At 60.5% G+C, this 12,367-nt stretch carries 10 protein-coding genes and 1 pseudogene; 3 read left to right on the top strand and 8 right to left on the bottom strand.

The genetic code is table 11. From position 1 onward, the window contains the following. Window positions 1-8 precede the first annotated feature (8 nt). Window positions 9-1,328 carry a tRNA 5-hydroxyuridine modification protein YegQ gene (gene yegQ / locus ACRESH_RS00650; protein WP_431740114.1) on the bottom strand — a complete coding sequence of 440 codons (1,320 nt, stop codon included), beginning with the start codon at window positions 1,326-1,328 and terminating at the stop codon, window positions 9-11. 273 nt (window positions 1,329-1,601) lie between these two features. Between yegQ and fnr the strand changes: the two genes are divergently transcribed. The 3 genes and pseudogenes from fnr to ACRESH_RS00635 all read left to right on the top strand — a co-directional run bounded on the left by fnr (window position 1,602) and on the right by ACRESH_RS00635 (window position 3,890). Next, complete coding sequence (gene fnr / locus ACRESH_RS00645) at window positions 1,602-2,348, top strand: fumarate/nitrate reduction transcriptional regulator Fnr (protein WP_431740113.1); 747 nt, start codon at window positions 1,602-1,604, stop codon at window positions 2,346-2,348. A 9-nt stretch (window positions 2,349-2,357) separates the two neighbouring features. After that, entirely contained in the window at window positions 2,358-2,768 is a 411-nt protein-coding gene (locus ACRESH_RS00640) for a hypothetical protein (RefSeq protein ID WP_431740112.1), read from the top strand. 56 nt (window positions 2,769-2,824) lie between these two features. Next, window positions 2,825-3,890: pseudogene (locus tag ACRESH_RS00635) on the top strand (AI-2E family transporter). Here the strand turns inward: ACRESH_RS00635 and ACRESH_RS00630 are convergent. The 7 genes from ACRESH_RS00630 to nuoI form a co-directional block, all read right to left on the bottom strand. Further along, window positions 3,887-5,971: a TonB-dependent receptor family protein gene (locus ACRESH_RS00630; RefSeq protein ID WP_431740111.1), complete on the bottom strand. Its 2,085-nt coding sequence runs from the start codon at window positions 5,969-5,971 to the stop codon at window positions 3,887-3,889. The pseudogene ACRESH_RS00635 and the gene ACRESH_RS00630 sit on opposite strands and share 4 nt — an antisense overlap. A 114-nt stretch (window positions 5,972-6,085) precedes the next feature. Further along, window positions 6,086-7,555, bottom strand: coding sequence for an NADH-quinone oxidoreductase subunit NuoN (nuoN, locus tag ACRESH_RS00625; RefSeq protein ID WP_431740110.1), 1,470 nt, complete (start codon window positions 7,553-7,555; stop codon window positions 6,086-6,088). A gap of 7 nt (window positions 7,556-7,562) precedes the next feature. Further along, window positions 7,563-9,095, bottom strand: coding sequence for an NADH-quinone oxidoreductase subunit M (nuoM, locus tag ACRESH_RS00620; RefSeq protein WP_431740109.1), 1,533 nt, complete (start codon window positions 9,093-9,095; stop codon window positions 7,563-7,565). A 39-nt stretch (window positions 9,096-9,134) separates the two neighbouring features. Next, entirely contained in the window at window positions 9,135-10,988 is a 1,854-nt protein-coding gene (nuoL, locus tag ACRESH_RS00615; protein WP_431740108.1) for an NADH-quinone oxidoreductase subunit L, read from the bottom strand. Further along, window positions 10,985-11,293, bottom strand: a complete 309-nt coding sequence (gene nuoK, locus ACRESH_RS00610; RefSeq protein WP_028944232.1) for an NADH-quinone oxidoreductase subunit NuoK — start codon at window positions 11,291-11,293, stop codon at window positions 10,985-10,987. The genes nuoL and nuoK overlap by 4 nt, the downstream gene beginning before the upstream one ends. A 4-nt stretch (window positions 11,294-11,297) precedes the next feature. Continuing rightward, the gene (gene nuoJ / locus ACRESH_RS00605; RefSeq protein ID WP_431740107.1) at window positions 11,298-11,798 is read right to left on the bottom strand and encodes an NADH-quinone oxidoreductase subunit J; all 501 of its coding nucleotides are present in this window, start codon (window positions 11,796-11,798) and stop codon (window positions 11,298-11,300) included. Between the two features lie 9 nt (window positions 11,799-11,807). Beyond that, the gene (gene nuoI, locus ACRESH_RS00600; RefSeq protein WP_431740106.1) at window positions 11,808-12,356 is read right to left on the bottom strand and encodes an NADH-quinone oxidoreductase subunit NuoI; all 549 of its coding nucleotides are present in this window, start codon (window positions 12,354-12,356) and stop codon (window positions 11,808-11,810) included. Window positions 12,357-12,367: the final 11 nt, after the last annotated feature.

Genomic DNA, 12,367 nt, shown 5'->3' with positions numbered 1-12,367 from the left:
TGCCCCGATCATTGCACTATCTCACGCAACAATAAGCCAAATCCCAGGTCCACTTGCTCGGGAATCGGCAGGTAGACCGTATGCCCGTCCCCCGGTGCTACCTCGATCGATGCCCCCTGACGGTCGCGCAACTGGTGCAGGTCGAAATGATAGTTGCCGCGCGGCGTCATCAACTCCAGATGATCACCCAGGGCAAAGCGGTTCTTGACCCGCACTTCAGCCAGACCATCGACGCGCTCGCCGGTCAGCTCTCCGACAAACTGCTGACGCTCGGAAACCGAATTGCCACGCTGGTAGTTCTGATATTCATCATGCACATGACGCCGCAGGAAGCCTTCGGTGTAACCGCGCTGGGCCAATGAATCGAGGTTGAACATCAGGTTGCGGTCGAACTCTCGGCCTTCAACGGCATCATCGATGGCCTGGCGATAGGCCTGGGTGGTGCGCGCGCAGTAGAAGTGCGACTTGGTCCGACCCTCGATTTTCAGCGAATGCACACCCATGCGGGTCAGGCGTTCGACGTGCTGCACCGCCCGCAGGTCCTTGGCGTTCATGATGTAGGTGCCGTGTTCGTCCTCGAAGGCCGGCATGTCTTCATCCGCCCGATTGCTTTCCTGGAGCAGGAACACCTGCTCGGTGGGCGCACCGATGCCCAGGGTCGGCTGCACTTCGCGGACGATATCGCCACTGGCATCTTCCGTAGCCGCTGTGGCGCTGTACTTCCAGCGGCAGGCATTGGTGCAACTACCCTGGTTGGCGTCGCGGCGGTTGAGGTAGCCCGACAGCAGGCAACGACCTGAATAGGCCATGCAAAGTGCGCCATGGACGAAAACCTCCAGCTCCATCTGCGGTACCTGCTGGCGGATTTCCTCGATCTCTTCCAGCGACAGCTCGCGGGACAGGATCACTCGGGTCAGTCCTTGGCTGCGCCAGAATTCGACGCTGGCCCAGTTCACCGTGTTGGCCTGTACCGACAGGTGAATCGGTATCTGCGCAAAGTGCTGGCGCACCAGCATGATCAGGCCTGGGTCGGACATGATCAGCGCATCCGGGGCCATCTCGATTACCGGCGCCAGGTCTTTGAGAAAGGTCTTTAGCTTGGCGTTGTGTGGCGCAATGTTGACCACCACATAAAAACGCTTGCCCAAGGATTGGGCTTCTTTGATACCCAGGGCCAGGTTGGCGTGGTCGAACTCGTTGTTGCGTACGCGCAGGCTGTAGCGCGGTTGGCCGGCATAGACCGCGTCGGCGCCATAAGCGAAGGCGTAACGCATGTTTTTCAGGGTGCCGGCAGGGGCGAGCAATTCAGGTTTGGCAAGCAGGGTCATGATCGGGTCGCGGCAAAAGGCGCGGATGCTACCGGTAATGCCACCTCAGGTTATTGATTTGCATCAACGGCGCTTTGGTCACTGCTTGTGCTTCAGTCGGACATTACACGACGGTTTCTTTAGTTTTATTCAGCAAAATCAATGGCTTGATATCAAATGACGATTATTGAGAAGAATTTCAGCTTGGATCACAGGAAACTTGAATGGCCCATAAAGTGCGCCTGAGAAAAAAGGAGCGGGCACACATTGTGTTATTTCATTGGGATCTAATAAATGTCTGAACCCGTCAGCTTGCACGCTTACCGCCAGACCAGTTGCAAGACCTGCAGTTTAGCGTCGCTGTGCCTACCCGGTTCAGTGAGTCATGAAGAAGTCGACACGCTTGATGACATGGTCAGGCACGGCCGTCTCCTGAAAAGGGGCGACTTTCTGTTTCGCCAAGGTGACAGTTTTAGCTCTATTTGCTCGATTCGGTCGGGCGCGTTGAAGTCCATTAACCTGAGCGAAAGCGGAGAAGAAAAAATCGTCGGCGTTCATCTGCCTGGCGAGCTGATCGGTCTGTCGGGCATGGGCGCCGAAGCTTATCCGGTGACAGTTCAAGCGCTAGAAACCACGTATGTTTGTGAGCTCCCGTTCGGGCCGCTTGACGAGCTGTTGATACGCTTACCGCAGACACGCCGACACTTGATGCGGGCGATGAGCCGTGAGATTCGCGACACACAGCAAATGACGCGGTTACTTTCAAAAAAGGCCGCTGATGCGCGGGTCGTCACCTTTCTGGTCAACCTGGAGGCTCGCTTTCGCGCGCTGGGGTATACGGCCAATCAGCTGCACTTGAGCATCTCGCGCAACGAAATCGGCAACTATCTGGGATTGGCCGGAGAAACCGTATCCCGAGTGTTCACTCGTCTCCAACAGAACGGCCTGATTGAGCTCGAAGGCAAGGACGTGCGCATTCTCGACCCCGACCAGTTGTTTTTCCAAGCCGATGGATCGATGGCAGTGTTCATTCCGCGTTAAGGAACATAAATGACTTTGATTCTCTCGCATGGGCCTTGGTCCATCGCTATCGCGAAACCTACCGATTCGTGTCCAGACTTTCAGACCCATTACACCTTGAATGAGGACAACGAAGTGGACACCACCTACCGCTGGGACTGGAAAGGACAAACCCTGGCCGGTATGAATAAGTGCACGTTCTCCTTCACCAAAATGGGAGTGCACCGGTCAATTACCTGGAGCACGTCACGCGATCGGAATGCTTGGTACAACGCGGCCCAGGCAAGCAGCGACGCAGACATGGGCTACGTGCAAATCGAATTGAATGCCAAGTACTTCTGGGAAAGCGACTTGACCGCTGGGCGAGCAATGGAGAATTGGCATGGCCTGATCATGGCAAACGCGACCGATGCCGCCTCAGAGGGTAATTGTTCTGTGTAAACGGCACTTTTGTCTCTGCGCCACGTACTAAAGTTATGAACGGCAGCGGAGCGCACATGAACGAAACCATCCTGCAGAACAGAGCCCTGCATTTGCTTCTGGCCCTGGTCACCATCGCCTTCATCTGGATCCTGCTACCGTTCTACGGCGCGGTGTTCTGGGCGGTGACCCTTGCCGTCGTCTTCGCTCCGCTGCAGCGCCGCTTGTTGCAGCGCCTGGACTGGCGGCGCAACCTGGCCGCGGGGCTGACCCTGCTGGTATGCCTGGTGATCGCCATCCTTCCGGTGATCATTATCAGCGCCTTGCTGGTGCAGGAAGGTGCGGCGCTGTACAAGAAGCATCGAGAGCGGCGAGCTGGACCTGGCCGGCTACATCGAGCGTTTCAAGGGCATCCTCCCGGCGTTCGCGCAAAATAGCCTGGAGCGCATGGGTATGGGCGACTTGGCTGGCTTGCGCGACAAGATCGCCAAGGGCGCCATGCAGGGCAGCCAATTCTTTGCCACCCAGGCGTTCAGTTTCGGCCAAGGCACCTTCGATTTCCTCGTGAGCTTTGCTGTCATGCTCTACCTGTTGTTCTTCTTTTTGCGAGACGGCGCCGAGCTGGCACGCAAAATCCGCGCTGCGGTGCCATTGGCCGAGCAGCAAAAACGCCGCTTGCAACTGAAGTTCAACCGGGTGGTGCGCGCAACGGTCAAAGGCAACGTGCTGGTGGCGGTGACCCAGGGTGCCCTAGGGGGGACTATCTTCTGGATTCTGGACATTCCCAGTGCGTTGGTCTGGGGTGTGCTGATGGCCTTTCTTTCGCTGCTGCCGGCGGTGGGTGCCGGCATCGTCTGGGCACCAGTGGCAGTGTACTTCCTGGTCACCGGTGCATACTGGCAAGGCGCAGTGCTGGCCACCTTCGGAGTATTCGCGATCGGTCTGGTGGACAACGTGTTGCGGCCGATACTGGTGGGCAAGGACACGAAAATGCCCGATTACCTTATTCTGATTTCAACCCTCGGTGGCCTGGCGGTATTCGGCCTTAACGGTTTTGTCATCGGCCCGCTGATTACTGCGCTGTTTATATCCAGCTGGGCGATCTTCGTTTCGACCAAACCGCAGGTGCAACTGCCCAGTTAGCGAAAGCTGTAGGACACTCCCGCGTATACCCCGAAACCTTCGCCGGGGGTTGAGTGGGCAATGTCCTTGCCCTTGTCGTTGTAGCCTGGCGTAACCGTGGCGGCATAGCGCTTGTTGGTCAGGTTGCGCAGGTCGATCCAGGCCTGCCAGTCCTGTTTCGGCGCGTTGTAGCCTAAGGTTGCACCGAGCAGGGCATAAGCGTCGGCCGGGTAGCTGTTGGCGTAGTCGACCTGGACCTTGGAAGCCATCTGGGTATTGATCCCGGCGTAAAAGCCGCTCGGCAGGTCGAAGCGCAGTTCGGCCTGGTAGTAGTGCATCGGGATACCGGGCAGGCGGTTGTCGCCGAAAACATCGTCGTCGCGGTAGTGGAAGTCGCTGAAGGTGTAGGCCTGGCGCAGGGACAGCTTGCCGACGGCGGTGCGCTCCCAGAGCAGACTGTCGAGGCCGGCTTCAACGCCTTGATGAACGGTGGGACTGGCGTTGAATTCGGCGGCAGGAAGGCCGGGCACGATCTCGACCGCCAGCAGTTCATGGCGCACGTCTGAGTAGTACCAGGCCAGGTCCCAACGTCCGGCCAGCGAATCACCCCGAGCGCCAAGCTCAAGGGTGGTGGCAGTCTGGTTTTGCATTTCGATTGGCTGGGTTTGCAGGCCTTTGATCCTCGGCGAGCTCCAGATCAACGCCCATGGGTGTGGCGGCTCAACCGAGCGGCTGAGGTTGCCGTACAGTTGCAGGCTCGGGCTCAGGTCATAGCGCAGGCCCAGACGCGGCGCGTAGTCCCAGTCATGCTGGCTGACCTTGCCGCCATTCTCCGGGTAGCTCACCGCACTTTCGCGGCGGGTATAGATCATCGCCAGGCTGCTGGTCAGCCACAGGTTGGGAGTCAGCTCAAGTTCGTTGCCGACATGCACAACGCTGTCGGAGCCCTGGTAGCTGAAATCACGGGTACGGGTGCCAATGGGCAGGTTGCCGTTGCTGTTTTCCGATACCCGGACGAACTCGGAGGCACCACTATTGGGCAGGTGCTTGGTGGTACGCCAGCCGACCGTGGTCTTGCTCTCGTGACCGAACAGGGTGTCACGACGAAAGTAGTTCAAGGTGCCGCTGACGTCGGTGTAGGCAACCTTCAAGCGGTTGGCACCTTCACGCAGGTCCATCGGGTAGTCGTGGTAGACCAGCCCGGCCTCCAGACGCGAATCGTCATCAAGGAAGAAGGTGGTCTTGTTGCCCAGCCAGGTACTGCCCGGTTGCGGCCGGCTGGCATCACGGCTCAGGTACAGCGGGTTGGCTGCGCGCGGATCGTGCTTGATCTGCTCTTTGCTCAGGCGCCCGGCCAGGTCATTCTCGGTTTCCCGGTAGCGCAGGTAGAAGCGCGTTTCCAGGTTCGGGTTGAAACGGTAGCCAACGTTGGCGGCAATGCCCTTGCTGCTGCCGCTGCTGTGCTCCTGATAACCATCGTACTCAGAGTCGGTCAGGGCCACGTAGTAGTCCAGGTCACCCAGTACCTGGCCCGAGCTGATCTGGCGCTTGGCATAACCGCGATTGCCCAGTTCATAGCGTACTTGCAAGGGCGCGGTATCATGGCCGGTATGGCTGATGTAATCGATGGCGCCGCCTAGGGCCAGGGCGCCGCGGTCGAAGCCGTTGGCGCCGCGCAGGACTTCGGCGCGGCTCAGCCATAAAGGCTCGAACAGTTCATAAGGCGTGCCGCCCGGGCCGGTCAACGGCAGGCCGTCAAACATCGTGTACACGCCTGAGCCGTGGCTGCCCGGCGCACGGTTGATACCTGAGCCGCGGATCGACAGTTTGATACCGTCGTTGCCGGCAGACTGGGCAAACACACCCGGCTGGTAGGCGAGTACGTCCTGGTTGCTGGCGACCCGGCCTTGCTCCACCCGTTGCATGTCCACCAGGTTGCTGGCGCCTGGCACCTGATACAGGCGCTCGCGGGCGTCTTGCAGCTCGCTCTGTTCCTGTTCCTGGATCAGTACCTGGCCAAGTTCAATGCCCTCGCTGGCCTGGACCGAAGTGGCGCAGGAAATCAGCAGGGCGAGGGAGGAGCGGGGCAGGGTGAGGCGCATCGATGGGGTTCCGGGACTGTGAGCGCGTATCTGACGTCGCAACTATCAGACGAAGCACAGGGGCCGGAAACAAAACACCCCGCCGAGGCGGGGTGTTTGTCATAGCGAGGTCGATCAGCCGATCAACTGCAAGCCTGCATGCTGGACCATGTCCAGCAACGGCTGCGGGTACACACCCAGCACAAAGGCCAGGATCGCAATTGCCAGCAGCATCACGCCGCCGGTGCGCTGTTCCCAGTTCAGCGGTGCATCGTGGCGACGCAGGTTTGGCTCCATCAGGAACAGGGTGACCATGACGCGCAGGTAGTAGAACACGCCGATGGCACTACCGATCACCAGGGCACCAACCAGCCACCACAGTTGCGACTCGACGCCGGTAGCGATGATGTAGAACTTGCCGATGAAGCCCGCGGTCAGCGGGATACCGGCCAGCGACAGCATCATCACGGTCAGTACCGCAGTCAGGTACGGACGGCGCCAGAACAGGCCGCGGTACTCATACAGGGCGTCAGCGTCACGACCGTTGTACGGCGAGGACATCAGGGTGATCACACCGAAAGCGCCAAGGCTGGTGATCACGTAGGTGACCAGGTACACGCCGATGGCTTCAACGGCCAGGCCCTTACTCGCCACCAGGGCGATCAGCAGGTAACCGAAGTGGGCGATCGACGAGTAACCGAGCAGACGCTTGAGGTTGCTCTGGGTCAGTGCCAGCAGGTTACCGATCAGGATCGAGGCTACGGCAATCACCGACAGCACGGTGGTCAGCACGCCGCTGCTGGCAGCAGGGGAGAGCATGAACAGACGCACGACCACGGCAAACACGGCAACCTTGCTGGCGGTGGCCAGGAAGGCGGCGACCGGCGCCGGAGCACCTTCGTAGACGTCCGGGGTCCACAGGTGGAAAGGCACCAGCGACAGTTTGAACGCCAGGCCGACCAACATCATGCCCAGGCCCAACTGAGCCAGCAGGCTTGGCATGTTGGTGGCTGCCAGGGCCTTGCCGATACCGTCGAAGCTCAGGCTGCCGGCGTCGGCGTACAGCAGGGCCATACCGAACAGCAGGAAGGCGGAGCCGGCGGCCGACAGCACCATGTACTTGATGCCGGCTTCCAGCGAACGCTTGTTGAAGAAGGCATAGGCGACCAGGCCGTAGACCGGTACCGAGAGCAGCTCCAGGCCAATGAACAGGCCAGCCAGGTGTTGCGCGCAGACCAGCACCAAGCCACCCAGGGCAGCCATCAGGATCAGCAGGTACAGTTCTTCACGGTTGCCCGGGTAGCCTTTGCCGCCGTCACCGAGGTAAGCGTGAGCGAGGGTCACGCAGGCCAGGGTAGCGACCAGGATCAGCGCCATGTACAGGCCGGCGAAGTTGTCGACGGTCAGCAGCGGGGTGACTGCCAATGGCGCAACTTTCAGGGCCGGGATGATCGACAGCAGGGCCAGGTTCAGGCCCATGATCGACAGCAGGAAGGTTTGCGAGTGGTTGCGGCGCCAGGCGATGGCCAGCATCACCACGATCGTGGTGATAGTGGTAATCAGCAGCGGCGCAAGCGCGATAAAGTGTTGAATCGTCAGGTCCATAGCGCTCTTACCGGGCCGAAGCGAGTTGAGTGAAAGCGGTACCGAACCACTGCTGCACACCGCTCATGGTGGCGGCAGAAGTGTCCAGGAACGGCTGCGGGTAGATGCCCAGCAGGATCAAGAGGCCAGCCAGGCCCACCACCATGATCAGTTCGCGGTTGTCCAGGCCGGCCAGGACCTCGTCGGTTTTCGACGGGCCGAAGTAGGCGCGGTGGATCATGATCAGCGAGTAGACCGAACCGAACACCAGGCCCGAGGTAGCGATCACGGTGACCCATGGGGCACTGGCGAAGGCGCCGATCAGGATCAGGAACTCGCCGACGAAGTTGCCGGTGGCCGGCAGGCCCAGCGACGCCGCAGCGAAGAACAGACTGATGCCCGGCAGGTAGGCGATGCGGTGCCACAGGCCACCCATCTGACGCAGGTCACGGGTGTGCAGGCGCTCGTACAGCTGGCCGCAGAGGATAAACAGTGCGGCTGCCGACAGGCCGTGAGCCAGCATCTGGATCACCGCGCCTTGCAGGGCTTGCTGGCTGCCGGAGTAGATACCGATCAGCACGAAGCCCATGTGCGAAACACTGGAGAAGGCGACCAGGCGCTTGATGTCGGTCTGGGCGAAGGCCAGGAACGCACCGTAGAAAATCCCGATCAGACCCAGGGTCATGGCGATCGGCGCAAACTCCGCCGAGGCATTCGGGAACAGCGGCAGGGCGAAGCGCAGCAGGCCGTAGGCAGCGGTTTTCAGCAAGATACCGGCCAGGTCAACCGAACCTGCGGTCGGCGCCTGGGCGTGAGCGTCAGGCAGCCAGGAGTGGAACGGTACCACCGGCAGCTTGACCGCGAAGGCGATGAAGAAACCGAGCATCAGCAGGTATTCGGTGCCAGCGGGCAGTTCGGCCTTGAGCAACTGGGTGTAGTCGAAGGTGATTACCCCGGTGTTGCTGTAGTTGACCAGTACCAGACCGAGGATCGCCACCAACATGATCAGGCCGCTGGCCTGGGTGTAGATGAAGAACTTGGTCGCTGCGTAGATCCGGGTCTTCTTGCCGTCGGAGGAGCTGTGACCCCAGAGCGCGATGAGGAAATACATCGGCACCAGCATCATTTCCCAGAAGAAGAAGAACAGGAACAGGTCCAGGGCCAGGAACACACCGACCACGCCGCCCAGGATCCACATCAGGTTGAGGTGGAAGAAACCGACGTGACGCTGGATCTCTTTCCAGGAGCACAGAACCGAAAGCACACCGAGCAGACCGGTGAGCAGGATCATCAGCAGCGACAGGCCATCGAGGGCCAGGTGCAGGCTGATGCCGAAGCGCTCGATCCACTGCACTTTGAATTCGACCGCCCACTCAGGCGCAGCGCCCGGTGCAGGGGCCAGGGTGTAGTCGCCGTTGGCCCACAGCCAGAGGCCGATACCAAGCAGCAGGGACATGGTCAGCAGCGCAATCCAGCGCGGCAGGGTGGCGCCGAAGCGCTCACCCAGCCAGCACAGCAGGCCGCCGATAAAGGGGATCAGGATCAGCCAAGGCAAAATCATGACGGGCTCAATTCCTTTCGCAAAGTCGCAAGGTTCATATCAGACCGCAGCCATCAGGACAGCACCGATTACAAGCACGGCACCCACGGCGATCGAAGCGGTATACCAGCGCAGCTGACCGGTTTCGGTTTTGCTCATGGCGGCATGACCGCCCTTGGCCATACGCGGAATCAGGCCAATGCTACGGTCAACCGGATCCTTGCGCAGGATATGGATGATCAGCAGGTAAGGTTTGACGAACAGCTTGTCGTAGATCCAGTCGAAGCCCCAGGCGGCGAACCACCAGGCCGACAGCACACGACCGATGCCGCTGTCGGCGATCGCGGTGGCCAGGCGCCGCTTGCCGAGGAACAGTACCGCGGCCAGCAGGATGCCGGCGATAGCGATAGCGCCCGAGGCGATTTCCAGGTTGTGCTTGGCTTCGCCGCCGGCATGGCCGACGCTCTGCGGCAGCACATCCGCCAGTGGTGGATGAATCCAGGCACCGATGAAGGTCGACAGCACGATCAGCACGCCCAGTGGCAGCCAGTGGGAAATCCCGTGGCCAGCATGCGCTTCGGTCTTGGCTTCGCCGTGGAAGGCGATGAAGATCAGACGGAAAGTGTATAGCGAGGTCATGAAGGCGCCGACCAGACCGGCGTACAACAAACCGTTGTTGCCGCTGGCGAAGGCTTCCCAGAGGATCTCGTCCTTGGAGTAGAAACCTGCGGTCAGCAGCGGCAGGGCAGCCAGGGCGGCACCACCGACGATGAAGCTGGTGTAGGCCAGTGGCAGCTTCTTCCACAGGCCGCCCATCTTGAAGATGTTCTGCTCGTGGTGGCAGGCAACGATCACCGCACCGGAAGCAAGGAACAACAGGGCCTTGAAGAAGGCGTGGGTCATCAGGTGGAAGATCGCGCCTTCCCAGGCACCAACGCCCAGGGCCAGGAACATGTAGCCGATCTGGCTCATGGTCGAGTAGGCGAGGATACGCTTGATGTCGGTCTGTACCAGCGCAGCGAAACCCGCCAGGACCAGGGTGATACCGCCGACCACGCCGACCAGGTGCAGGATGTCTGGCGCGAGGGCGAACAGGCCGTGGGTACGGGCGATCAGGTAGACACCGGCGGTCACCATGGTCGCGGCGTGGATCAGTGCCGAAACCGGGGTAGGACCGGCCATCGCGTCGGCCAGCCAGGTCTGCAGCGGCAGCTGGGCGGACTTACCGACCGCGCCGCCGAGCAGCATCAGGGTGGCCAGGACCATCCAGAAATCACCCGCCTGGAACTTCTGCGGGGCCAGCACCAGCAGTTCCTGCACGTTCAGGGTGCCGAGCTGGGCGAACAGGATGAACAGGCCGATGGCCATGAACACGTCGCCGATACGGGTGACGATGAAGGCTTTGAGTGCGGCGTTACCGTTATTGCGGTTGCTGTAGTAGAAACCGATCAACAGGTACGAGCACAGGCCCACGCCTTCCCAACCGAAGTAGATGAACAACAGGTTGTCGCCCAGGACCAGGAACAACATGCTGGCAATGAACAGGTTGGTGTAGGCGAAGAAGCGCGAGTAGCCGGCTTCACCGCGCATGTACCAGGAAGCGAACAGGTGGATCAGGAAGCCCACGCCGACCACGACGCCGAGCATGGTCAGCGACAGACCGTCCAGGTACAGGGTGAAGTTCGGCGCAAAGCCGTCCACCGACATCCACTGCCACAGCAGCTGGCTGTACGCGCCACCTTCAGGCGGTGCGACGTTGAACTGCCAGATCACGTAGGCGGCGACGATGGCCGAGAGGCCCACCGAGCCTACACCGATCAGCGCCGACAGGTTCTCCGAGAACCGTCCGCGCGAGAACGCCAGCAGCAGGAAGCCGACCAGGGGGAAAACGAAAGTCAGAAAGAGAAGGTTCATCCGCGCATCTCACTGGCTGCATCGATGTCGAGGGTGTGGAAGCGGCGATACAGCTGCAGCAGGATCGCCAGGCCGATACTGGCCTCGGCGGCTGCCAGGCTGATCACCAGGATGAACATGATCTGTCCATCCGGCTGCGCCCAGCGGCTACCGGCGACGATGAAGGCCAGTGCCGAGGCGTTCATCATGATTTCCAGGCTCATCAACACGAAAAGAATGTTGCGGCGCACCATCAGGCCGACGAGGCCGAGGCAGAACAGGATGCCGGCTACCGCTAAACCATGTTCGAGGGGAATTGCTGGCATGTGATTACTCCTTCGCCTCGTTGCGACCAAGATGGAAAGCTGTCACCGCTGCGGCGAGCAGCAGCATCGAGGCCAGTTCCACCACCAGCAGGTAAGGGCCGAACAGGCTGATGCCGACGGCCTTGGCGTCAACGGTGGTGTGGCCGATGCCGGTGCCGCTTTCGCTGGCGAACAGCACGTACAGCAGCTCCAGCAGCAGCAGGGCGGCCAGGACCACAGGGCCCAGCCAGATACCCGGCTTGAGCCAGCCACGTTCCTGGGCGACCGACGCCGGCCCCAGGTTGAGCATCATCACCACGAAAACGAACAGCACCATGATGGCGCCAGCGTAGGCAATCACTTCCAGGACACCGGCGAACGGAGCGCCGAGGGCGAAGAAGGTCATCGCCACGGAGATCAGCGAAATGATCAGGTAGAGCAGGGCGTGCACGGGGTTGGTGTTGGTGATCACCCGAAGGGTGGACACCACAGCGACACCGGATGCGAAATAGAAAGCGAATTCCATCTTTCTTCCTTAAGGGAGCAAGCTCTTCACGTTGATCGGCTCGGCTTCGTTCTGCGCGGCGCCTTTCGGCTTGCCGGCAACAGCCATACCTGCAACACGGTAGAAGTTGTAGTCAGGGTATTTGCCGGGGCCGGAGATCAGCAGATCTTCTTTCTCGTACACCAGTTCCTGACGTTTGAACTCGGCCATTTCGAAATCCGGCGTCAGCTGGATCGCGGTGGTCGGGCAGGCTTCCTCGCAGAGGCCACAGAAAATGCAACGGGAGAAGTTGATACGGAAGAACTCCGGGTACCAACGGCCGTCTTCTGTCTCGGCTTTCTGCAGCGAGATGCAACCGACCGGGCAAGCCACGGCACACAGGTTGCACGCTACACAGCGCTCTTCGCCATCCGGGTCGCGGGTCAGGACGATGCGGCCACGGTAGCGTGGCGGCAGGTAGACCGGCTCTTCGGGGTACTGCAGGGTGTCACGTTTGCGAAAACCGTGAGAGAACACCATCACCAGGCTGCGTAGCTGGGTGCCAGTGCCCTTAACGATGTCGCCAATATACTTGAACATGGGTCAAATCC

The sequence above is a fragment of the Pseudomonas sp. genome, assembly GCF_050739775.1.
In the GTDB taxonomy this organism is placed as follows: Bacteria; Pseudomonadota; Gammaproteobacteria; order Pseudomonadales; family Pseudomonadaceae; genus Aquipseudomonas.
The sequence above is the reverse complement of the archived record's forward strand: the minus strand, read 5'-3'. Positions and strand labels throughout refer to the sequence as shown.

Coding starts and splice junctions, on each gene's coding strand:
- yegQ (WP_431740114.1), bottom strand. CDS start 1,328: ATGACCCTGCTTGCCAAACCTGAATTGCTCGCCCCTGCCGGCACCCTG.
- fnr (WP_431740113.1), top strand. CDS start 1,602: ATGTCTGAACCCGTCAGCTTGCACGCTTACCGCCAGACCAGTTGCAAG.
- ACRESH_RS00640 (WP_431740112.1), top strand. CDS start 2,358: ATGACTTTGATTCTCTCGCATGGGCCTTGGTCCATCGCTATCGCGAAA.
- ACRESH_RS00630 (WP_431740111.1), bottom strand. CDS start 5,971: ATGCGCCTCACCCTGCCCCGCTCCTCCCTCGCCCTGCTGATTTCCTGC.
- nuoN (WP_431740110.1), bottom strand. CDS start 7,555: ATGGACCTGACGATTCAACACTTTATCGCGCTTGCGCCGCTGCTGATT.
- nuoM (WP_431740109.1), bottom strand. CDS start 9,095: ATGATTTTGCCTTGGCTGATCCTGATCCCCTTTATCGGCGGCCTGCTG.
- nuoL (WP_431740108.1), bottom strand. CDS start 10,988: ATGAACCTTCTCTTTCTGACTTTCGTTTTCCCCCTGGTCGGCTTCCTG.
- nuoK (WP_028944232.1), bottom strand. CDS start 11,293: ATGCCAGCAATTCCCCTCGAACATGGTTTAGCGGTAGCCGGCATCCTG.
- nuoJ (WP_431740107.1), bottom strand. CDS start 11,798: ATGGAATTCGCTTTCTATTTCGCATCCGGTGTCGCTGTGGTGTCCACC.
- nuoI (WP_431740106.1), bottom strand. CDS start 12,356: ATGTTCAAGTATATTGGCGACATCGTTAAGGGCACTGGCACCCAGCTA.